The 21,384-nt window shown below is 70.0% G+C and carries 23 protein-coding genes and 1 pseudogene; 5 read left to right on the top strand and 19 right to left on the bottom strand.

From position 1 onward, the window contains the following. The 10 genes from ABEA93_RS33175 to ABEA93_RS33130 form a co-directional block, all read right to left on the bottom strand. Window positions 1–432, bottom strand: a complete 432-nt coding sequence (locus ABEA93_RS33175) for a Zn-ribbon domain-containing OB-fold protein (protein WP_345679602.1) — start codon at window positions 430–432, stop codon at window positions 1–3. Beyond that, window positions 429–1,577, bottom strand: coding sequence for an acetyl-CoA acetyltransferase (locus ABEA93_RS33170; protein ID WP_345679601.1), 1,149 nt, complete (start codon window positions 1,575–1,577; stop codon window positions 429–431). Before ABEA93_RS33170 ends, ABEA93_RS33175 begins: the two co-directional genes overlap by 4 nt. After that, on the bottom strand, window positions 1,574–1,996 hold the full coding sequence (locus tag ABEA93_RS33165) for a MaoC family dehydratase (protein WP_345679600.1): 423 nt from the start codon (window positions 1,994–1,996) through the stop codon (window positions 1,574–1,576). Before ABEA93_RS33165 ends, ABEA93_RS33170 begins: the two co-directional genes overlap by 4 nt. Then, window positions 1,993–2,496: an FAS1-like dehydratase domain-containing protein gene (locus ABEA93_RS33160; RefSeq protein ID WP_345679599.1), complete on the bottom strand. Its 504-nt coding sequence runs from the start codon at window positions 2,494–2,496 to the stop codon at window positions 1,993–1,995. The genes ABEA93_RS33165 and ABEA93_RS33160 overlap by 4 nt, the downstream gene beginning before the upstream one ends. After that, a complete protein-coding gene (locus ABEA93_RS33155) occupies window positions 2,496–3,659 on the bottom strand; it encodes a RidA family protein (protein WP_345679597.1) in 1,164 nt (387 codons plus the stop codon). The genes ABEA93_RS33160 and ABEA93_RS33155 overlap by 1 nt, the downstream gene beginning before the upstream one ends. Further along, window positions 3,656–5,032 carry an MmgE/PrpD family protein gene (locus ABEA93_RS33150; RefSeq protein ID WP_345679596.1) on the bottom strand — a complete coding sequence of 459 codons (1,377 nt, stop codon included), beginning with the start codon at window positions 5,030–5,032 and terminating at the stop codon, window positions 3,656–3,658. The genes ABEA93_RS33155 and ABEA93_RS33150 overlap by 4 nt, the downstream gene beginning before the upstream one ends. Continuing rightward, on the bottom strand, window positions 5,029–6,288 hold the full coding sequence (locus ABEA93_RS33145; protein WP_345679595.1) for a CaiB/BaiF CoA transferase family protein: 1,260 nt from the start codon (window positions 6,286–6,288) through the stop codon (window positions 5,029–5,031). The genes ABEA93_RS33150 and ABEA93_RS33145 overlap by 4 nt, the downstream gene beginning before the upstream one ends. Then, window positions 6,285–6,812, bottom strand: a complete 528-nt coding sequence (locus ABEA93_RS33140) for a MaoC family dehydratase (RefSeq protein ID WP_345679594.1) — start codon at window positions 6,810–6,812, stop codon at window positions 6,285–6,287. Before ABEA93_RS33140 ends, ABEA93_RS33145 begins: the two co-directional genes overlap by 4 nt. A gap of 154 nt (window positions 6,813–6,966) precedes the next feature. After that, a complete protein-coding gene (locus tag ABEA93_RS33135) occupies window positions 6,967–7,248 on the bottom strand; it encodes an STAS domain-containing protein (RefSeq protein WP_345679593.1) in 282 nt (93 codons plus the stop codon). 268 nt (window positions 7,249–7,516) lie between these two features. Further along, window positions 7,517–8,497 (bottom strand): DUF1838 family protein, encoded by a 981-nt coding sequence (locus tag ABEA93_RS33130; protein WP_345679592.1) that lies wholly within the window; start codon window positions 8,495–8,497, stop codon window positions 7,517–7,519. Window positions 8,498–8,636: 139 nt separating this feature from the next. On the opposite strand from ABEA93_RS33130, the gene ABEA93_RS33125 reads away from it, so the two are divergent. Continuing rightward, the gene (locus tag ABEA93_RS33125; RefSeq protein ID WP_345679591.1) at window positions 8,637–9,404 is read left to right on the top strand and encodes a neocarzinostatin apoprotein domain-containing protein; all 768 of its coding nucleotides are present in this window, start codon (window positions 8,637–8,639) and stop codon (window positions 9,402–9,404) included. Between the two features lie 21 nt (window positions 9,405–9,425). Here ABEA93_RS33125 and ABEA93_RS33120 read toward each other — a convergent pair whose 3' ends face one another. The 4 genes from ABEA93_RS33120 to ABEA93_RS33105 form a co-directional block, all read right to left on the bottom strand. Beyond that, entirely contained in the window at window positions 9,426–9,962 is a 537-nt protein-coding gene (locus tag ABEA93_RS33120) for a DUF5994 family protein (protein ID WP_345679590.1), read from the bottom strand. A 158-nt stretch (window positions 9,963–10,120) separates the two neighbouring features. Continuing rightward, window positions 10,121–10,477: a DUF5994 family protein gene (locus tag ABEA93_RS33115; protein WP_345679589.1), complete on the bottom strand. Its 357-nt coding sequence runs from the start codon at window positions 10,475–10,477 to the stop codon at window positions 10,121–10,123. A gap of 73 nt (window positions 10,478–10,550) precedes the next feature. Further along, a complete protein-coding gene (locus ABEA93_RS33110) occupies window positions 10,551–11,861 on the bottom strand; it encodes a PP2C family protein-serine/threonine phosphatase (RefSeq protein ID WP_345679588.1) in 1,311 nt (436 codons plus the stop codon). 460 nt (window positions 11,862–12,321) lie between these two features. Next, the gene (locus tag ABEA93_RS33105; protein WP_345679587.1) at window positions 12,322–12,570 is read right to left on the bottom strand and encodes a hypothetical protein; all 249 of its coding nucleotides are present in this window, start codon (window positions 12,568–12,570) and stop codon (window positions 12,322–12,324) included. Between the two features lie 97 nt (window positions 12,571–12,667). Here ABEA93_RS33105 and ABEA93_RS33100 point away from each other — a divergent pair. Next, window positions 12,668–12,877 (top strand): annotated as a pseudogene (locus ABEA93_RS33100) (integrase core domain-containing protein); the annotation flags it as partial. Between the two features lie 18 nt (window positions 12,878–12,895). Here the strand turns inward: ABEA93_RS33100 and ABEA93_RS33095 are convergent. Next, window positions 12,896–13,069: a hypothetical protein gene (locus tag ABEA93_RS33095; protein WP_345679586.1), complete on the bottom strand. Its 174-nt coding sequence runs from the start codon at window positions 13,067–13,069 to the stop codon at window positions 12,896–12,898. Between the two features lie 239 nt (window positions 13,070–13,308). On the opposite strand from ABEA93_RS33095, the gene ABEA93_RS33090 reads away from it, so the two are divergent. Continuing rightward, window positions 13,309–15,039, top strand: a complete 1,731-nt coding sequence (locus tag ABEA93_RS33090; RefSeq protein ID WP_345679585.1) for an ATP-binding SpoIIE family protein phosphatase — start codon at window positions 13,309–13,311, stop codon at window positions 15,037–15,039. 333 nt (window positions 15,040–15,372) lie between these two features. On the opposite strand, the gene ABEA93_RS33085 is transcribed toward ABEA93_RS33090, so the two are convergent. The 3 genes from ABEA93_RS33085 to ABEA93_RS33075 form a co-directional block, all read right to left on the bottom strand. Then, window positions 15,373–16,452 (bottom strand): amidohydrolase family protein, encoded by a 1,080-nt coding sequence (locus ABEA93_RS33085; RefSeq protein WP_345679584.1) that lies wholly within the window; start codon window positions 16,450–16,452, stop codon window positions 15,373–15,375. Between the two features lie 91 nt (window positions 16,453–16,543). Then, a complete protein-coding gene (locus ABEA93_RS33080; protein WP_345679583.1) occupies window positions 16,544–17,488 on the bottom strand; it encodes an SDR family NAD(P)-dependent oxidoreductase in 945 nt (314 codons plus the stop codon). Window positions 17,489–17,549: 61 nt separating this feature from the next. After that, complete coding sequence (locus ABEA93_RS33075; protein WP_345679582.1) at window positions 17,550–18,668, bottom strand: amidohydrolase family protein; 1,119 nt, start codon at window positions 18,666–18,668, stop codon at window positions 17,550–17,552. A 181-nt stretch (window positions 18,669–18,849) separates the two neighbouring features. On the opposite strand from ABEA93_RS33075, the gene ABEA93_RS33070 reads away from it, so the two are divergent. Together ABEA93_RS33070 and ABEA93_RS33065 are read left to right on the top strand one after the other, a co-directional pair. After that, window positions 18,850–19,566 (top strand): TetR/AcrR family transcriptional regulator, encoded by a 717-nt coding sequence (locus ABEA93_RS33070; RefSeq protein ID WP_345679581.1) that lies wholly within the window; start codon window positions 18,850–18,852, stop codon window positions 19,564–19,566. A gap of 270 nt (window positions 19,567–19,836) precedes the next feature. Further along, complete coding sequence (locus tag ABEA93_RS33065) at window positions 19,837–20,172, top strand: hypothetical protein (protein WP_345679580.1); 336 nt, start codon at window positions 19,837–19,839, stop codon at window positions 20,170–20,172. 405 nt (window positions 20,173–20,577) lie between these two features. On the opposite strand, the gene ABEA93_RS33060 is transcribed toward ABEA93_RS33065, so the two are convergent. Beyond that, window positions 20,578–21,336 (bottom strand): hypothetical protein, encoded by a 759-nt coding sequence (locus ABEA93_RS33060; protein ID WP_345679579.1) that lies wholly within the window; start codon window positions 21,334–21,336, stop codon window positions 20,578–20,580. Between the last annotated feature and the right edge of the window lie 48 nt (window positions 21,337–21,384).

Raw genomic sequence — 21,384 nt, 5'->3', positions numbered from 1 at the left:
TCACACTCCTGGCCGTGGCGCGGGATCGACCGCGCGGGCGGTGAACGTGGGCAGGTGGCGGCCGTCGGGCAGGGGCTGCCAGGTCAGACGCAGTTCGGCGTCGAACGCCGACGCGTCGTCGGGGACGTTGTCGAGCCGGGTCAGCAGGACGGGGCCCTCGGCCAACCGCACCCGTGCCACCGTGTACGGGACTTCCGTCCCCGGCGTCGGGGCCCGGTGAACGACCGTGTAACTGTCGACGGTGCCCAGCCCCGACGCCTCGATCCACGTGTACGCGCCGACCGCCCCGCACACCGTGCACACCGGGCGCGGATAGTGCTGCACATGCCCGCACGGCGCACACTTCTGGAGCAGCAGCCTGCGGTCGCGGGTGGCGTCCCACCACGGCGCGGTCACCCGGTCGATCGGCGGCAGTCCGTCGTCGTTCGTCACCGCTCCACCCCCAGCAGCACGGTCGCGGAATGGCTGAAGATGCCGCCCGTGCCGTGCGCCACCGCGACCTCGGCACCCGGCACCTGGCGCGGCCCGCACGAGCCGCGCAACTGGCGGACGGCCTCGACGAGGAGCAGCACCCCGTACTGGCCGGGATGGCAGTACGACAGTCCGCCGCCGTTGGTGTTCAGCGGCAGCTTGCCGCCCGGCCTGGTGTGGCCGTCCGCGACGAACGCCGCGGCCTCGCCCGGCGGGCACAGGCCGAGCGCTTCGAGGGACAGCAGGGGAGTGATGGTGAACGAGTCGTAGACCATCGCCAGGCCGACGTCGTCCGGGCCGAGCCCGGCGCGGCGATAGGCGGCCCGCGCGGCGCGTTCGGCGCCGGTGTCGAGGATGTCGTCGCGGGTCGCCATCGCCGTGTGGCTCGTGGCTTCGCCGTAGCCGAGCACCGCGACCGGCGGATGCGGCAGATCGCGTGCCCGGTCCAGCGACGTGACGACGACCGCGCCGCCGCCGTCGGTCACCAGGCAGCAGTCCAGTGTGGTCAGCGGCGACGACACCAGCGGTGCGGCGAGCACGTCGGCGACCGCGAGCGGGCCGGCGCCGTACCGGAACGCGGCCGGGTTCAGCAGCGCCCACTCGCGCGCGGCGACCGCGACCTCGGCGAGCTGCTCGCGGGACACGCCGTACCGGTGCAGATAGGACTGCGCGGCCATCGCGTAGTAGGAGATCGGATAGAGCGGACCGTACGGCGCCTCGAACTGAGCCTCGGGCACGGTGTCGTCGAACACCCCGCCGAGCCGCCGCGACCGAGCCGAACGCTGGTTCGAGGCATACGAGACGACCACCACCTCGGCCTGCCCGGCCCCAATGGCCTGCACCGCACGGCCGACGTACGTCTCGAACGCCGAGCCGCCGAGGAACGACGACTCCACCCACCCCGGACGCAGCCCCAGATAGTCGGCGAGTGACGTCGTCGAGAACCGTCCGACGTTGTTCGTCGCTAGCCCGTCCACATCCGACAGCCGCAACCCGGCATCGGCCACCGCCCGGGTCACCGCCTGCACCTGTAGTTCCAGAACCGACAACCCGGTACTGCCGAGATCGCACTCGGCCACCCCCACAATGGCCACGGACGCGCTCACCGCAACTCCACCTGCAGCCCGGCCGGCGCCACCGCCACGCGTGCGTGGTCGCCGCCGACACCGACGGACGCCGCGAGAGTGGCCACCACCAGGCTTCCGCGCGTCTCCACGGCGGTCACCCGCATGGTGCACTCCACCGTGTCACCCGCGAAGACCAGGTTCGCGAACCGGAAGTGCAAGCTGCGCACGAACGCTTGGCCGCCGAAGAAGTCCTGCGCTTGGGCGACGAGCAGGGCGCCGAAGAACTGGCCGTCGACGACCGGAGCCGGGAGACCGCGCCGCGCCAGATAGTCGGGGTCGTAGTGCAACCGGTGCCAGTCCCAGGTGGACCCCGCGTAGGCGATCATGTCGGTGAGCGTGATCGTCCGGCGCAGAACCGGCAGTTCGCTGCCGACCGGGGGAATCGTCGGATGCGTCATGACGCCTTGCCCAGGGCTATGTGGATGACCGTTTCGGTGTTCGTCAGGATCGGGTCGCCATCCGCGTCGGCCACGGTCGCCTCGCTGGTGACGATGAGCATCGCGTGTCCCGCCCCGTTGACGCGTTCGGCCAGATCGACGAGCCGCCAGACCACGGTCACGACGTCGTCGGGGTGCGCCGGCTTGTGGAACACGTAGGTGTTGCCGCCGCGCACCAGCCGACAGTCCGGCGGCGCGATGTCCCAACTGTGCCCGGCGAAGCCGTCCTCGTCGCGCTCGGCGTCGGCGAGGTACTGGTTGCTGTCGCACAGCAGCGTCGGCGGCGCTATGACGTCGCGCCACCCGGCGGCGCGGGCCGCGCCGCGGTCGATGTAGAGCGGGTTCGCGTCACCCACCGCCAGCGCGTAGTACCGCATGGACGCGGCCGAGAGTGGCTCGGGCGCGGTGTACGCGCGTGTTTCGCCGATGCGCGCCCGCAGTTCGTCGGTGAGCAGCGCCATCACACCTCCCCGGGGATGGCCGCCACGGCGGCCACATCGAGGAGCGCCTCCGTATGGGCCATCCGCGAACAGACGATTCCCGTGGACACCGGGTACGGCTCCTTGAGGAGCGACCGCCGGACGTCCGCCACCGCCCGGTAGTCGGGCAGCGCGGTCGCCGCAACGAACTCGACGGTGGACAACAGGTGTTCGGGGCCGGAGCCAACCGATTCCATGGTGCGCAGCAGGGTCGCGTACAGGTTCTCCGCCTGGCCGCGCAGGTCCGGCACCGCGGCGAGCACACCGAATCCGCTGATGTGCAAGAGATTCCCGGCGCGGACGGCGGGGCTGCGGGCGGGCATGTGCGGGGCGAGCCCAAGCGGGTCGACGGGTTCGGGTTCCTGCCGCGAGGCGACCGCCTCGACGGCGACATGGATGCTCGGCCGAAGCTGCGCCTCCGTGAGGACCCGGGTGACGGCCGGATAGACCGGTCCCAGCCGCCGGGCGCGCATGCGGTCGATGTCGCGTCCGGCACGGTTGGCCTTCGCCGTGACGAACTCGGTCGTGGAGACGAGGTGGGACAGGTCCAGACCGAGGGGTTCCAGGAGCGCCGCCGCCCGGTCGAGGCAGTGGGCGTACTGCGCGGCGGGGTCGCCCACCGCGACGACGGTGCCGTGCTCGTCGACCGGCAGCAGCGTCGGCAGGAGCACCGTGCCGCCGTGCTCGACGCGGACTTCGGCGGGGCCCGGCGGCGGGGCGTCGGCCGCGGCGTGCACCTCGACCTCGATGAGCGCCGACCGCCGCACGAGCCGGTCGACGACCACGGTCACCACGACGGGCGACGTTCCGTGGAACAGCCTCCGGCGGACCTGCGCCGCCTCCTCGTAAGAGGGAAGCCCGGCGACCGTGACGTTTTCCACGATGCGGGTCACTTGGGAAAGGCCGAGCCCGGCGGCGGAGAGGACGGCGGCCTGTTTGGCGTAGGCGATCCGTGCCTGGTCCGCCATGCCGCCGCGGATGCCGGGGCGGCCGGTCTCCGGGTCCAGCGCGGACGCGGAGTGCCCCGAGCACCACACGTCGTCACCCATGCGGAGGCCGAGAGAGAAGGTGAAGCCGTTCACGTCGTACCAGGGGAAGTCGGCGGGGGCGACCGTGATCGGGGCTGGTGTGGAGGGTGTCGTCATGGGTGTTCCTCGGCGGCTCGGGCGGACAGTTCGGTGATCGCGGCCAGGTCCGGTTCGTCCTCCAATCGGAGGACACGGTCCAGGAGTTCGCGTGCCGCGCCGCTGTCGCCGGTGTTTCCCAGGAACTTGGCCGACAACTCGGCGTCCGACAGCGGTGCTTCGGGGCCGCCGCGGCTGTGCGGCACCGCGGCGGCGCGCGTGCTTCCGTCGGCGAAGCGGACTTCCACACGGCCAGGGGCATCCGCGGCAGACATCGCGCCCGGCACGATATTCGTGCGGACCCGCGCCGCCAGCTCGGCGATCTCGGGCCGGTCCAGAGACGCGTCCGTATAGGTGTCGAGACTGACACTGCCATCGACAAGCAGTGCCGCGACTGTCCACGGCAGCGAGAACTTCGCGTCGTAGGCCGTGCGCGGCCGGGCCTTGTCCCGGGCCGGCGTGCACACGACTGCGCTTCCGTCCGGGTGCACGTCCACGGTGACCGAAACGACTTTGTCGGCCTTCACGGTGGCCTGAGGCAGGGCCGCCGTGATCGCGTCGAGCGCGGCGTGCATCAGCTGGCATGACGGATACGGCTTGGTGGTGATCCGGAGGGACTCCCACGTGGTGCCGAGACCCCGCACGACAGCGCCGGGGTCCGCCGGCCGCTCCGACAGCGCCGCATAGAGCCCGCGCGACCCCTCGAACACGGTCGCGGGACCGGTGGCGCCCAGCGCGGCCAAGCGTGCGGCCATCACTCCGGACATCGACGCCGAACCCGGGTGCAGCTGCTTGGTCGTGGCACCGGCCGCCAGGAACTCCAGCAGCCCGCCCGCGCTCGACCCGGCGATCCCGAGCGCGTGCGTGGTCGTGTCCGTGCCGAGGCCGGCCAACCGGGCCGCGACCACGGCCGCGGAGAACACCCCCGCGACCTGTGTGGCGTGCAGCCCGCGGGCGTGGAAACCGTACGGGCTCGCCGCGCCGACCCGGGACACGGTTTCGTATCCCGCCACGCACGCGGTGAGCACGTCGCGACCGGTCGCGCCGAGCTGACTCCCCACCGCGAACGCGGCCGGGAGCACGACGGCCGTGGCGTGCACCAGGCCGTCCGCGTGGGTGTCGTCGAAATCCAGACCGTGCACGAGGAGCCCGTTGGCGAAGGCGGCCATCGGCGCGCTCAGCCGGCTCCGGGCACCCAACGGCGCCGCTTCCGGCGGTCCGCCGAGGCCGGTGGCAAGCGCCAGGCCGGCGTCGACCGCACCCAGCCGCCGGGCGGCCAGAGCGGTTCCGACCCCGTCGAGCAGCTGCCGGGCGGCGGCCCGGCGCACCGCCTCGGGAACGTCCTCGAACCGGAGCCCGCCGCTCCACCGCGCGAGTTCGCCGGCTACGGTCACGGCTGCCTTGCCTCGCGGTAGCGGTCGGGAAGACCGGGAACCTCGGCGGGCGGACCGAACGCGCCGGCGTCGACCAGCTCGGAGATGCGGGTGTCGGTGAGGCCGACGACTTCGGTCAGGACATGCCCGAAGTCCTCGTTGCGGCGGGGCGCGCGGCGGGACGGCCGCGGCTCGCCGCCGACCCGCACCGCGGTCGACGGCAGGCGGAGGCGGCCGTACCGCGGGTGCTCGGTCTCCACGAGCATGCCGCGCGCGGCGGTGTGGGGGTCCGCCAGGGCGTCGGGGATGGAGTTGACGGGCCCGCACGGCACCCCGGCGGCATGCAGGTCGGCGAGCCAGTCCGCGGCGGACCGGGTGTGGAACAGGGGTTCGAGCAGACCGAGGAGCTCCACGCGGTTGCGCTCGCGGTCGGCGAACGTGGCGAACCGCGGGTCGTGCGCCCACTCGGGCCGTCCGACGACGCCGGTGAGCCGCTGCCAGAACTTCTCCTTCGGGCAGCCCACCACGATCCAGGCGTCGGCGGCTTCGAAGAGCTGGAACGGGACGAGGGACGGGTGCGACGACCGCCGGGTACGGTGCGGCTGGTACCCGGCGTTGAGGTGCCAGGCCGCGGGATAGTTGAGCAGCGCCAAGGCGGTGTCGAACAGCGACACGTCGCAGTCCATGCCGACGCCGTCCCGGCGGGCCGCGTGGACACCGGCCAGCAGGGAGATGGCCGCGATGAAGCCCGCGGAGTAGTCGACCATCGACAGACCGGATTTGGTGGGCGGCCCGTCCGGTTCCCCGGTCACGTCCATCCAGCCGAGCAGGCCTTGCAGGACGTAGTCGTAGCCGGGTTCCGCCACCCGCGGACCGGTCATGCCGAAACCGGACAGGGAGCAGCACACGATCCGCGGGTTGAGGTGCTTGAGGTCGTCGTACGTGATGCCGATCTTCGCGGGCACGTCGCCGCGCAGGTTGGAGTAGACGACGTCGGACACCCGGACGAGATCCTCGAAGACCGACCGGCCGGCGGGGGTGGCCAGGTCGAGGGAGAGGCTGCGCTTGTTGCGGTTGAAGACCTCGAAGAAAAGGGAGTCTTCGTCCTCCGCGTAGGGCGGCACGTAGCGGCCGACGTCGCCGCCCGCCCCTGGGTCCTCGATCTTGATGACCTCGGCGCCGAGGTCGGCGAGGTGGAGGGAGCCCCACGGACCGGCGCCGTACTGCTCCACGGCGATGATCCGGATGTCGTCCAGCGGAAGCCGCGGCGTGTTCACCAGGCCTCCAGCGGGCCCGAGGTGCAGGCAGGGAAGTAGTCCTGTCCGAGGCCCGATTCGCGGCTCGGCACGAGGACGGAGCGAGTCCAGGTGACGAGTTCGACGCCGTCCTGGTTCAGGCCGCGGGTCTTCATGGTGAGGATGCCCATGCCCGGGCGCGAGCCGCTGGCGCGCTTGCCGGTGATGAGGCTTTCCGCGTAGACGGTGTCGCCCACGTACACCGGGTGGACCAGCTTGATGTCGGTCCAGCCGAGGTTGGCGACCGCGTTCTGGCTCGTGTCGAGCACCGACAGGCCGAGCACAAGCGCCACCGTCAGACCGGAGTTGACGATGACGCGCCCGCCGGTGATCGGGTTCGTGGCGGCCAGATGCGCGTTGAAGTGGTTCTGGTTCGTGTTGCAGGTCAGGAGGGTGAACCAGGTCGAGTCGGCTTCGCTGATGGTCCGGCCGAAGGGGTGCTGATAGACATCGCCGACGGTGAAGTCCTCGATGAAGCGCCCGAGTTGCGCCGAGTGAACGGTCATGAACCGGTCTCCTCCCGGAGGTGGCCAGGCTTTTGATGTTCCGCCATGGTAAATACTGTTCCACCTGGTGATCAAGCGTTCCGGGCTGCGTGACGACGGATCGTCGTGGAGTCGACCGCCCGCGGCGCGTCGACGGCCGGCGCCCGCGGGTGGCTCAGCGACTGTCGGACGACGGCTCGACAGCGGCGAACTGCGGCAATCCCGAGATGCGAAGCCGCTGGAAGGCGCGCGGTCCGACGTTCAGCACGCGGAGCGATCCGCCGCGCGCCGCGGCGATCCGGTAGAGATGGAACAACGTTCCGACACCGACCATGTCGATGTAGGCGACGGCCGCGAGGTCCACGACCAGGTGGGGATCGCCATCGATCCGGGCGGCCGCGTCGGCGCGCAGCGCGGAGGACGCATCGCGCGTGAACTCGGCCTGGGCGACACGCAAAGGCGTGAGCGACGCATCGTCTCTTCGTGTGCGGGGCGGAGCGGGCATCGGGGTCCCTTCTCGGTGCATCCGGTTGCCGCGGACCGCGTGCCCCCGTACTTGCGGAGTCCGTGGCGTCGGCTCCTGGTGGCGCTCTGCTCCCACTGTTCTCGGGCGGCCGGTGCCGCCGCATCGGGCGCCGGGTTGCCTTGCGGGGCACCGAACGATGCATGCGCGGATCAACCGTTTGATGGATGCGTGCGTTCGGTGCCCTCGGCTGTGCCTGCCGTCAGGCGTTCGAGGCGTTCGAGCCGTTCGAGGCGGCGGCGCACCAGTCGCGCCAGGTGAGGCCCCGCGGGCCCAGCTCCAAGGCGTGGAACACGGTCCAACTGGTGTCGTTCGGTCCGGTGGCGGGCGCGGCGGGCGCGGACTCGTACTCGGGGTAGCCTTCGCGCACGGCCGACCGGAGCCATGGTTCCAGGTCGTCGAACCCGTCCAGTGTCCAACTCCGCGCGTGGTAGACGAGGCTGCCGTGTGCGGACTCCTCGGAGATGGCCATCGCGGGAATGTAGGGGCATGCGCGGGTCCAGCAGTTCACCACCCGCATTGCGCCTTCGGGTGTGCCGTCGCCGTCGGTCCGGGCGTCGGCCTCGCGTCGGTCCACGAGGAAGTCGAACAGCTCCCAGGCCGCATAGGTTTGATTGGCGAGGCCGAAGTCGTCGTCGATTCCGTACCGTTCGGCGAGCGAGTAGAGCGGCGGAACGTCGACCGTCCAGGCGAGGGTGTCGTGCATCCGCGCCGGCGCGACCGAGCCGCCGAGAGGCACCTGGGCGGGCCCGAACACGCCGAACAGGACGCCGTCGCGAATCCGATACCGCGAATCCACATGTGCGTTCGTGATGGGCGGAAGCGCGCGGGTGTGCCCGTCGAGCGGGTTCGTCCACGAGGTCAGCGGCTTGCCGGTCACCGGGTCGGTGTAGAAGACGATTTCCCGGGAGAGCAGGTGGAGATCGCCGGTGCGCGGATCGGCGGCCAAGCGCCGGATGTTGAAGCCCTCGACGCCGAACAGCGTCGCGCCGTGCGGAAACGTCTTGCCGTAGGCGTCGCCGCGCACGTGGTTCAGCACCTTGCCGCTGATGCGGTACAGCATGTCCTGGCCGTCCGGGCGGCCGAGGAGTTGGACGAACAAGCGGGAGTCCCGGTCCGCGAGCGAGGCGAAGAGTTCGCCGGGGGATGTCAGGTCGTCGGGCGAAATCAGATCTTCGGGCATGACGACGTTCCTACACTTGCCGACGCGTTGTCGGCAAGGTGTTGACGCGGCTATGCGTCACGCCTACGCTCGCCGGGTATTCGATACCGTGTTTCGTTGTGAGAAACGTGGATGGCATTGATTCCGAAGGAGCGGCCCAGTGCCTCTCGGAACCATCCAGCCCCGCAAGGGCCGCCGCGCGCGCTCGGGCGCCGCGGCCGTCGGAACCGCGGCTCTCGCCGCGTGTGGAGTCTTCGTGGCAGCCCCGGCATACGCCGCAGGGCCCGCGGTCTCCGCGTCCCCATCCGGCGGGCTGACCGACGGCCAGTCCATCAGCTATCGCGCGACCGGGTTCGGCGCCGGAGACACGCTGGTCGTCGCTCAGTGCATCAAGGGCGCCTCGGGACAGAAGGACTGTGCCGCGGTAGGCGCCGGTGCCGTCACCACCAAAGCCGGCAGCGACGGATCGGCACGCGGTTCCCTCACCGTGAAGGTCGGCAAGGTCGGCGGCGGCACCTGCGACTCCGACCACCCGTGCATCCTGTCGGTGACCGACCTCAGCACCATCGGGTCAGGCCCCGGCGGCGCGCCGGTCACGGTCACCACATCCCTCACCTTCAAGGCGACGGGAGGAAAACCGCCGACGACCCCTGCCGGGGGCAAGCCGTCCACGACCAAGCCGTCGTCGTCCGCGTCCGGCAAACCGGCGACTTCCGGCGGAGCCGAACCGACCACGTCGCAAAGCGCCCCGAGCGGGCCCAGCGGCCCGGAACTGGCCCACACCGGGCCCGGCGACGTCCCCGCAATCGCGGCCGGCGCGGGTGCCATGGTGCTGGCCGGCGGCGCGGCCCTCGTCCTGCTGCGGCGTCGCACCACGCAAGGCACCGACTGTCCGCGAAGCCGCCGGCCACGATGCCGACAGTGGTGAGTGGCATCCGCAGTCGGCAGTTCATACGCCGACCAGTGCGCCGCCTTCGTCCTCCCATCGGTCCGCGGCCCGGTCCTGGCTGCCAAGGTCGGGGGCCGCGGCTGCCGCGAGTAGCACGGGCAGCGGGGCGGCGTTGCCGGTGCGGACGGCGAGGGCCATGGCGGTGCCGGCGCCTGCCGTACTGGTGGGTGGGGGGAGGACAAGGAGAAGGAAGTGGTCCATGCGGCCGCGGACGACGGTCATGGTGCTGTCGCCGACGGCGTAAGGGATTATGCGGACGATGTGTCCGTCGACGGTGATGCGGGCGGGGATGTCGGTCCACGCTGCGGTGTCCACACCGACGGCGACGACCGGACCGAGTATGGCGGCCAACGTGGTGACCAGGCCGGGGAGTTCGGCACGCAGGTTGCTGGTGCGCGGCCACCAGGCCCCGTCCACGGTGCCGGTGCGGTCCAAGGTGTGTTCCATGCGCAGCCGCGGGCGGGCCCGGTCGGGCAGGAGTGCCGCGGCGCGCGCCAGATCACGGCGTGTGATGGCGAGGGTGGGTGGGTTCGGCATGACGGCCGCCCCTCTGTGGGCCCGCGTCGGCGGGCCCACGCTGTCCGGGGTGGCGCGACTTGGTTGCCTACGTACGAAAAACCTCGGTGCTCCCACCTTACGCCCGTACGGCGCCGGGCGGGCGTAGGAGGGAACGGCGCAGGCGTCGACGACGGCCGCTATCCGCCGACAGCTGCACGGAGGAGGTCTGCGGCGTTGGTCCGGTTGTCGGCGGTGGCCGCGGCGGCCATGGCCGTCAGTGCCGCGTCGGTGTCGGTGCCGGGTGGGACGACGAGCCGCAGGACTTGGTCGCGGAGGCTGCGGGTCAGCACGACGGTGAAGGCGGTGGTCGAGACTGGGTTGACCCGGACGGGGAGGTTCCCGCCGATCAACACGGTGTGCGAGATCCGGGGCCAATGCGGCCAGTGGATCCCGGCCCGTACGATCCGGCCGCCGTGTGCGCTGACCGCCGCAACCAGGCCCGGCAGTTCCTCGGTGGTGTCGTCCGAACGCGGCCACCCGGCTCCGTCGAACATCCACTCGCGCGTGGGAGCCGAATCTCGTACGTGGGGCCGGCCGTGCCGCCGGGGGTCGGGGACGAGAACCGTTTCAGGGACCGGTGGGCCTGCGCTGCGGCCGCTTCGAGGCCTGTGTCGTGCGCTTGGCAGGGCGCGCGGCGGCTGGTTCCATCTTGGCCAGATGGTCCGTCGAGCCGCCCCGCCACTCGACGAGGAGGATGGTCGCGTCGTCGCTGGTGATCCCGCCGCGGGCACGTTTCAGAGCTTGGGAGAGTTCGCGCACGGTCGTGCGCACTCCGTGCCGTCGCTGCTCGACCTCGAAGACGTTGTCGATCAGTTGGTCGAGGCCGAACTCGTCGCCTCCTGCGGAATGTTCTTCGATGAGGCCGTCGGTGAAGCACAGCAGGCGATCTCCTGGACGGAGCGTCAACGTCGTGACGACCGGATCGTGCCCGCCGAAGCCCACCGGCAGGGTCGTCTCGACGGTCAGCTGACGGACGACGGCGCCGTCCCGGATGAGCAGGGGCGGAGGATGCCCGGCGTTGACCCAGTCCAGCCGACCGGTCGTGACGTTCAGCCTCATCATCTGCGCGGTCACGAACTGCTCGGGGCTGAACTGCTCGGCGATGACCGTGTCCATGTACCCGTAGATCTCGGCGAGGCCGACGAAGGCCCGGCGCGCGTGGCGGTAGGCGCCGATCGCGGCCGTGGCCATCACCGCGGCGTCCAGGCCGTGCCCCATCGCGTCGATCACGGCGAGGTGCAGGACGTCGTCGTTCAGCGCGTAGTCGAAGCTGTCGCCGGCGACTTCGTATGCGGGTTCGAGGACCCCCGCGAGCTCGACTTGGGGGACGGACATGCGCAGCGGCGGCAGGAGCGACCACTGGATCTCCGACGCCACGCTCATCGGAGCCCGCCGCCGGGCCAGGGTGAAGATGTCGGTGTAGCTGTTCTTGGTCACGAGGATGTCCGCGACGAGGCCGGCGAGCCGTCGCAGCAGCCGCCGGTCGTTGTCGTCCACTCGGTCCCAAGTAACCGCCATGACACCGACCTGGTCGGTGCCTTCCAGCAGCGGCAGGTAGATCCTGACGCCGTCGGGCTGGGGTACCTCGACCACCTTGGCGTCGAGGAATGCCCGGCCTGCGGGCGTTCCGTCGATCGGCTGAGGCGCCGCTGCCACCAGCCGTCGGCCCGGTAGGGGGACGAGGGCCAGTTGCTCGTAGTCCTGGAGGAGGATTGCGACGTCTCGGCCGCCCATGTGGGTGATTTCCTCGGCGACCAAGGGGGCGACGAGGTGGGGCGGCAACTCGTGCGCACGGTCGAGCAGCAGACCGAGCAACCGTTCCCCGAAACCCTCGGACCGGTCGATCTCGATCCCGAGCGGTTCGTCACCTTCATCCATAGCGCTAGACACCACCACACATCCGGCGGCTGTCCGATCAGGTTGGGGTTCTTGGCGTCTTCACCGGGCGAACGCCTGTTCCGTGGGTTCACCCCCACAAGAGGCGCTCCCCGACGCGGCGGACGAAAGGCAGACGGACGTGCAGGTGGCGTGCATCGAGATCAGCACGTCACCTGGGCGCTCGCGCGTGGAAGCGCTCGGCGGGAGTCGGGCGGTTCGCCCGCACTCGGCCCTGTGTGCGAGTCCTTCCGGGTGACGGGGGCGCTCGCTCTGATCTGTCGGCCCACCAGGCGCCCGGGCCGACGGCGAAACCTTGCCGCCAGTGCCTGTATCCGGCGGCTTGGCGGAAGAGCCGCGGCGCGGGGTGGGCCGGGTCGTGCGGCGAAATCGGTCTACGCGCTGCGGTTCGCGGCAGCTCATCCGGGCAACGCGCCGCGCATTCCCCGAAGCCAGCGACGGGCTACTCGGTGCCGCCGTGCCACCTTCCGGACACGCGGAACCACATCCCCGGGGCGTAGACCGTGTCCACAGCGGCAGCCTCCCCTTTCCCGGTACGGAGGACCCTCAGGGCGCCGCTCGGAAGGAGGTCGTACTCGTACGTGGCCAGAGACCCACCTTCGGTCACGTCCTCGTAAGAGATATTCGCCTGCCGGCCCCCTGCACCGTCTCCGGGTGGCCGGTTCTCTGCCAGGTCGATGAATACGCTCATGTTTCGACCATAGATCCATCAAGGGCTTCCCGCCGCTGGTCGCCGGCGCATGGAGAGCGGCTGGTAGGGGCGGGGATTCGCATGCGAGGGGGGCGGGCGCACGGGCCGATGCTGGGACAACGCACTCGCCGAGTCGTTCTTCGCCACCCTCAAAAGCGATCTCGGGTCCGACCGGCCCTGGCCCAGCCGGGCGGCTGCCCGCGCCGACGTCTTCGAGTACATCGAGGCCTGGTACAACATCCGCAGGCTGCACAGCAGCCTCGACTACCGCACACCCGTCGAATACGAGACCTCGCTCGCGGCCTGACCACCACAACGGTGTCCGTCAAAGCGGAGCAAGCTCAAACACGGCGTCGATGGCGGCAGTGAACGTCGCGTTCCCGTCGCCGATGAGGAACGAAAGACGGTGGTCGGCGTCCTCGAGCTCGTCGGCGAGCTCGCGGGCGGCCTGGACGGCCCAGGCGCTGATCGGGTGCGCGGTGACCCCGGGCAGGCGCACGTGCCGGGTGCCCGGTTCGATGACGAACGCGTCCTACAGCCGCTTCAACGTCACCTCCGTGGCCAGGCGCGGCATACTTTTAGCTATAGCCGGGCCTGCTCGGCGGCACGTGCGTGAGGCCGCTGGTGCCCTGTGTGGTGAGACTGTGTGTGGCGCAGGCAACGTGTTTTCTCGGGGCTTGGTCGGCTGGGTGGCTGCTTTTGACCCTCCCGGTCGTTATGCGGACTGGATCGTGCCCGATGAGCATCAAGAACGCAGACGGGCGTCTCCGGCGCGACGTAGCGTTGATGTACGAGGCTGCGGCGCAGATTGGCGTGCACCTTGACGTGAGGCAGACGGCCCAGGACATTGTGGATGTCCTTGTCCCGGCATTGGGGGATTTGGCGACCGTTGATCTGAGCGAGATGGTGTGCCGCGGTGAAGAGCCGGCCTGGCTGCTGCCTAGTGGTGCTCCGGCCTCGGCTCAGCGCGTGGCCGTGGCCGGCGACCTGCCTCCGGGCGTGGTCGGCCTCGGCGGGAGCCTGCCCGTCATTCCGAGGATTCCGCAGGCCCTGGCCGTGCAGTCGGGTGAGATTGTCCGCGTCGACGACCCGTACGAGGTCCTGTCGGCGGCTATGGATCCCGCCAGGGCCGCCTTGGTCGGGCCGGCGGACGCCCGTATCTCACTTACCGCGCCTCTGTACGCTCGTGGCCTGAGCCTCGGGGCAGTCACGTTGTGGCTTGTGGGACCGGAGCGCACCTGTGATGACAGCGATGTGGCCCTGATCCGCGAGATTGTCTCGCGGGGCGCCTTGGCCGTGGACAACGCCCGCCGCTATGCGCACGAGCACGGCGTCGCCGAGGCGTTGCAGCGGCGGCTGCTGCCGCGAAGCTGCACGTCGACGTCTGCGGCCGACACGGCTGCCGGCTATCTTCCTGCCGAAACGGGCGCGGGAGTGGGCGGCGACTGGTTCGACGCCATCCCGTTGCCATCCGCACGAATCGCGTTCGTCGTCGGTGATGTGGTCGGGCGGGGGCTCTCTGCAACCGCCACCATGGCGCGGTTGCGCACCGCTGTGCAAACTCTTGCCGACATCGATCTGCAGCCTGACGAACTGCTCACACATATCGATGATCTCGTCCTGCGGCTCGCTGCCGAAGCCGAGTCCGAGTCCGAGCCCCCTGTTGGCGCCACCTGCGTGTACGCCGTCTACGACCCGGTGGCCGGGCACTGCCGGCTGGCCAGTGCCGGGCATCCTCCGCCCGCTGTTCTGCGGCCCGGGGGCGTGCCCCGTTTCGTGGACGTCTCGCCCGGCCCGCCGCTCGGCGTGGGCGGGCTGCCGTTCGAGGTGGCCGAACTGCAGCTCGATCCGGGATCCGTCCTGGCGTTCTACACCGACGGGCTGACCGACGGCGACGACCACGACCCGGGTGCCGGGATGGTGCGGCTCGCCGAGGCGCTGAAGGTCGCGGATACGCCTGGCAGACCGCTCGCGAACATGTGCGGAGACATCCTGGCAGCGCTCAAGGCCAAGGCCGGCCGGGACGACACGACCCTGCTTCTCGCGCGGACCCGGACCCTCAACGCCGACGACGTCAGGAACTGGGAGTTCCCCGCGGAGCCGCAAGCCGTTGGCGACGCACGCTCGGCGGTTGTGGGCACCATGGACCAATGGGGGTTGTATGAGATGACGTTCGTCACCGAACTCGTGATCAGCGAGCTGGTGACCAACGCCATGCGGTACGCCGCGGGGCCGATCGGCGTACGCCTGATCCGCGACGACGTTCTGGTCTGTGAAGTCAGCGATCCGAGCAACACCCAGCCGCGCCTGCGCCGCGCCCGGTACACCGACGAGGGCGGCCGCGGGCTCTTCCTGGTCGCTCAGATGACCGACCGATGGGGTTGCCGCTACCGACGCGACGGCAAGACGATCTGGACCGAGCAGGCCATCCGCACTTGCGGCGGAGATGCGGGTGTGGATGGGGAATGAGCGCGGTGGTCCTGCCGCGCGGGTCGACGGGCCCGGTGACGGTCCGGGTCGTGCGCTCAGTTCCGAAGTGCGCCGTGGTCGGCAGTGCGTCGGAGCGCCGGTGCCAGTGCGCTCAGGTTGGCAAGTGCGCTCTCGTCGGCGGCGGAGCCAATAGTTGGTCGGGGCTCCCGGGAACCATGAAGTCCGGGGCATGCGGGCGTCGGCTATGGCGACGGGCCATCCCCCGGTGAGGCCGACGCCGAGGTTTTCGGTTTTTGGCCGTGGCGAGGAATCTCATGAAGAGGGCGGTCGGGGGTTTGGGGTTGGGAGACCACAGGACCTCCCCGCGCCCGGTCATGGCTGTCGGCCCAGGTTGAACAGGCGCGCCGAATTCCCACCGAACAGGGCCTCTTGTTCGGCGCGGGGCACGGTGACCATTTGGGACCGCAGTACGTGGGGTGAATCGGGCCACGTCGATGCAGGGTGCGGGTAGTCGCTTGACCACAGGAGATGGTCCAGCCCGATCTCGTGCCGCACGGCCACGGCGCGCGGTTCGTTAATGAACGTCACGTACACCTGCCGCCGGAAGTACGCCGACGGGGCCTCGCGGAGCGCCGGGAACGTATATCCCTGGCCACACATGTCATCGAGGAGGTCCAGGAAGGACGGGAGCCATCCGACCAGAGGTTCGCAGACGACGATCCGTAGCCCGGGGTGCCGTTCCAGGACTCCTCCCAGAATCCAGCCGGCGAGGTTCTCGCTGAGCGTGAAGGGGACCTGGGCGAGGGTCAGCCCGAACTGCGGTGTCGGATCCCGCCGGAAGGCGGCCAGAGTCGAGGCCTTCGTGGCGGTGTGCTGTGCCAGCGGCAGCCGGGTCTCTTCGAGCGCGGTCCACAAAGGCTCGTACCGGGGGTCCCAGTAGTCGGGCGCGCCGATCTCACGCGGGTGCAGCGGGATCTGCACCAAGCGGGCGCCTGCCGCGGCAAGGCGTCGGACGTCACTGACGGCGTGGCCGACATCGTGGATGCCGACCTGCCAGGCCGCGATCAGCCGGTCCGGTGCAGTGGCGGTGAAGTCCCGAAGGCAGGCGTTGTACGCGTCGCGCGCTTGGTGCTCGAACGAGCCGAGGGTGTGGAAGTCCACGAAGTCGGAGACCTCGGGGAAAAGGATCTCGGTGTCGATGCCGTCCGCGTCCATGTCGGCGAGCCGAGCCTTCGGTTCCCACGCCCCCGACCGGTCCGCGGCGCGGTGTTCCATACGCAAACCGGAGACATCGACCCCGGCGAGCAAGTACCGGCGTTCGGCGGCCGCGGCCGCAAGCGCATCGTCGTAGGCCCGTGCCGCGTCCGGCGTCAGCCGCGCTCGGAGGTCCTGGGGCTGCACGTGGACGTGCGAGTCACAGGAGATGACGGGATGTCTTGTGGTGCCTGTCACGGGAATTCGCCTTCGTCGTGGGAGAACGCCGGGGGTTTGTGCGGCGCCGTATGCGGGGTTGCGGTGCACGCGGGCTGTCCGGGGTTGGGCATCAGAACATGCTGACTTCCCCCGAGGAGTCGGGCCACGGGAAGTACTCGGTCCACAGCGCCATGTCCTCCATGGCGGTCCGCGAGACGGCATAGCCGCGTTCGTCGGTGATGGTCTCGACGGCCGCGGCGACGTCCTCCATGGTGAGGCCGGGAACAAACGCGCCTCGTGTGGACGCCAGGAACAACCGTGAGACGCGGCCGCCGCCTGCGATGAACTTCTCGCCGTTCCACGGGCAGCTCTCGTGGGCCAGGAACGCCACCAGCGGGGCGACGTGCTCGGGGCGGAACTGGTCGAGCCAGGCTTTGAACGTCTCGTTGGGGATGGCGTCGTTGCCGGGTGTGCGCGCGGTGGGCAGCACGGCGTTCACCTGGATGCCGCTGTCCCCGGCCTCGGCGGCCAGGGCGTTCGTCAGGCCGATCACCCCGGCTTTCGCCGCAGCGTAATGCGCCGTGCGGGGCTCACCGAATACGGCCTGGGAGGCGGTCATGACGATTCGGCCGTATCCCTGTTGGCGCATCCGCCGCCACGCCGGGCGGGTGACGAAGAACGCTCCGCGCAGGTGTGCCTGGAGCATGGCGTCGATCGCGACCTCCGGCAGCTCCCCGAACGCCCCGCCGCCTTTGGGGCCCGCGTTGTTCACGACGATGTCGACTCGGCCGAACGCCTCCACCGCGGTGGCGATGATGGCCTCGCCTCCCTCGGCCGTGGCCACCGAGGATCGGTCGGGGACGGCCGTCCCGCCGACCGCCTCGATCTCGGCGACGACGGCCGCGGCGCGGTCCTCGCCCGCGTCGGTTCCGTGAGTGGTGACCCCGAGATCGTTCACCACGAGCGACGCGCCCCTCTCAGCCAACAGCCGCGCGTAGGCCCGGCCCAGTCCCCGTCCCGCGCCTGTGACGACGGCGACGCGGCCGTCGAATCGCATGTCCTTGCCGTTCCTCATGAGCGGACCTTCCTCGGCTCAAGGGCGCCTGCCTGGAGCAGGCGCCCTGGTTGTTGTGCGGCTAGAGGCCGAACACGCGCTCGGCGTTTCCGGCGAGGACGAGTCGGCGTTCGTCCTCAGGCTCATTGGCGAACTGAGCGTCCACGCACGCCCGCGAGTTGGGCCAACTGGAGACGGGGTGCGGATAGTCGCTGGACCACATGATGTTCCCGACCCCCAGCCGCTCGCGGGCGTGCCGGAGCGCATCGGGCTCGTCGATGAACGTCAGGAACACGTTCCGGCGGAAGTAGTGGCTGGGCAGCTCCCGCAGGCCGGGAAAGCGGTAGCCCTGCCGCAGTTTGAGGTCGTCCACGGTGTAGAGCCACCAAGACACCCATGCGATCCCCGGTTCGACGAAGACGACCTTCAATCCGGGGAAGCGCTCCAGAACGCCAGTCAGAACGAACATGCCCATCGCCTCGGCTGCGGACAAGGGCACGAGCGGCACGTAGACGCCGCGCTGCGGCGTCGGGTCGCGTCTGGCCAACCCCTCGAGCTGCGTGTTGAGCCCCGTGTGGCAGCAAATCGGGAGCCCGCATTCTTCCAGCGCCGCCCACAGTCGGTCGTAGCGCCGGTCCCAGTAGTCCGGCAAACCGAGTTCGGCGGGATACACCGGCAGTTGCACGGACCGCCCGCCCTCGGACGCGGCCCAGGACACCTCCTCCACAGCCGCATCGATGTCATGAATGGGTATCTGATGGGAGACGGCCAGCCGCTCGGGGGCCAGTGACGCGAACTCCCGCAGCGCCATGTTGAACGCCCGCGTCGCCTCCCGTGACCCGCGCTCCAGCAGATACAGGTAGCGGAAGGCGCTGACCTCGCAGAAGACCACCGACGCGTCGACGCCGTCGGCGTCCATGTCTGCGAGCCGTGCCCGTGCGTCGCGGTGGCCGACACGGCCCGACGCCGGGTGGGAATAGCTGACCTCGTCGCCCGAACTCGGCTCCCCTTCGGTCGGCGCCTGCTGCTCACGCCACCGCTCGTTCGTCTCCCGGCTCGCCATCGACGCCATGCCTGCCCGGTGGCGGTCCACCGCCGCGTCGTAGTCGTCGTGGAACTTCGAGGCCAGGAACTGCTTCACCGTCTCGTGGCCGACATCGACGTGGTCATCGGCTGAGATCAGCCGTTCATACGTGCTCATCGGAATCTCCCTTCGTCGGCGCAAAGCCGACGTTCGCGCGGTAATGGCGCCGCCTTCCCGAATCGGCACCGCCATGTAGTGTGTAGTACATGCAACATAGATTGTCGAGAGCATGCAAGAGCCCGGGGCGTGCGCCGGCCAGGGGCGGCGCTCCGCGCGAACGACCTGGAAGGATCGCTGCATGACACCGCCAAATGCCGCCCATCCACGCCCCTCGGACGCGTTTCAGCGTGGGATCCCACCGCGGCATCGGTCACCGCGACGCCGTGGGCACCGGCGAACCAAGGAGGAAGCGCGCCGCGACATCGTCGAAGCGGCGGTCGACTGCATCCTGGAACTCGGCTTCTACCGGGCCAGCACCAACGAGATCGCCCGCCGCGCCGACGTCGCTTGGAGTTCGATCCAGCACCACTTCGGTTCCCGCGAGGCGCTCTGGCTCGCAGTCGTCGTCGAACTCGGTCGCCGTTTCAACGCCGAACTCGAACACGCCACCGTCGAGGCCGCCACCCTCGAGGAGCGCCTGCGCCTCCTGTACGACGTCCTTGCGGCCCACTACGGCGACCCCGTCTACCTGGCCGCCATGCAGGTCGGCATCAACCTCGACCGCGACCCCGCCACCTCACCCGACGTTACTGCCGCCCTCGCCGAGGAAGCCGCCGAGAACGGGCGCCTGATCCATCGACTGTTCGCCGCAGCCCTCGGCCCTGATGCCGGCGTCGGCAGCATCCGCATGGCCTTCCACACCATGCGAGGCAGCGCACTCAGCCTGCAACTGGTCACCAGCGCCACCTGGTTCTCGTCCGACCCACCCGCCTCCGCGGACCTCGAACGCCAGATCGAACAGCTCATCACCGCGATCGCCGCAGGGGTGCGACTCGACCCGGGTGTACGCCTGTAAGAAAGCAGCTCCACGCCTCGCCTCCAGGCGCGAAACCGGGCTACGCCATGGAGGCCAAGGGGACTCGCGCGCTCTGTGCTTGAGGAGCGCGGGTTTACGGGGTTCGTGCGTTTCGCGGATCTGCCGGGAAGTGACGTTCCCCGAAGAGGTGGTGTGTACATCGTGGTTCGTACCGACCCTGGGACCCCGCGATTCCTTACGGGCAGTCCCGCTGGGCACTTCAAGGGTCGAGACCCGTCGGTGGCCGTGGCCGCGTTGACGGAAGCCTGGGTGGACGGCGCCGAGGTGCTCTACGTCGGGAAAGCTACGGCAGGCTGCAGTGGACGGCGGGGTTTGGATGTGCGATTGGACGAGTTCCGCCGGTTCGGTGCAGGCGAAGCCGCCCGGCACTGGGGTGGGCGTTACGTGTGGCAACTCGCGGATGCGACCGCACTCCTGCTCGCCTGGCGGGAAACCGGGGACGCCGATTCCGCAGACGCCAAGGCAGATCTCATCGCCGAGTTCATTGCCGCCCATGATGCGCGCCGTTTCGCAAACCGCATCCGCGGGCGTCAAACCCGCAGAGCCGCCCCCAACAGCGGCACCGATTCGCTCGACAGCGTGTAGGAAGCCAACCTGGGGCACGCAGTGCCGGTGAGTCCATGCGAGTTCCGCGGTGGGATGCGCCGGCCGAGCCGCTGAAGCATGTCCGGGCCGCCTTCGTTCACGAAGCGGCGGTGATGATGAAGGTGGTCTTATTGCCTTCGGGCAAAGGGGTCGGACACATAATTGCCCCACGAACCTCGATTCCCGGGCAGCAGCGATCGGCACCCGTGCTCGGCCTCGGCCGAGGCGGGTGTTCCTCGTTTCCAGGGCCTGTGTCCGTCGATCACCTCCTCGTTCTGGGGTTGGGCGTCGGTCGCGCTCGGGCCGGTTGTCCGGTGCCGGCCGGCGCTGGGAGTCATCGACCGATAGCGATCCTTTCCTTCCGTTCGGTGTCCGCGGTCACGGTGCGACCGGCCTGGTCGTAGATCAAGCCGATCCCGTCGGCGCGCAGCCGCCGCCGCCGACACGGTGACCGCTGCCGCATACGCGACGGCGGCCAGTACTGGGGACCTGCATCTCCTCGACCAGGCGGCGTGCGTCCTGGACGGTGTGCTGGAAGACGAGCAGGCCAAGGCGTACGACAACGGCATGCTGCCCGCGGACGCACCGGGGCGCCCGGTGTATGAGGCGATCATGGCTGCCGCGCCGCACCAGCGCTGCCCGCTGTGCGGCGAGCGCCGCATCAAGACGATGGACCACCATCTGCCCAAGTCGCTCTATCCTGCATTGGCGGTGGTTCCGCTCAACCTGGTCCCGGCTTGCAGCGACTGCAACACCGGCAAGCGGGCAATGAAACCGTCGAGCCGCACCGACCAGACCCTGCACCCGTCCTTCGACGACGTCGACGGCGAGACGTGGCTCCGTGCCGACGTCGTCGCGACCGAGCCAGCAGCATTGGCGTTCCGCGTCGAGCCGCTCGCGGGCTGGCATGGGGACCTGGCCGCACGGGTCCTTGGACACTTCACCGCATTTGGGCCAGTTGCGCACTATGCGGTGTTGGCCGCGGAAGAACTGGCAATGCTTGTCCAGCGCCTGACCGACCAGAACCACTACGGGGGGCCAGCCGCCGTCCGGGACTACCTCAGCAAGGAAGCCGAATACCGGCGCAACGCACGAATCAACTGGTGGGAGACCGCCGCCTATGTAGAACGCGAAGCGCGCGCCGTGCGGCGCAGCAGCCGACATCGCGGGGCTCGGGCGGCGGGTCGCCCACAAGCGGCCGGGGTGTGCACG

Origin of the sequence: Yinghuangia aomiensis (genome assembly GCF_039542225.1) — a bacterium.
In the GTDB taxonomy this organism is placed as follows: Bacteria; Actinomycetota; Actinomycetes; order Streptomycetales; family Streptomycetaceae; genus Yinghuangia; species Yinghuangia aomiensis.
The sequence above is the reverse complement of the archived record's forward strand: the minus strand, read 5'-3'. Positions and strand labels throughout refer to the sequence as shown.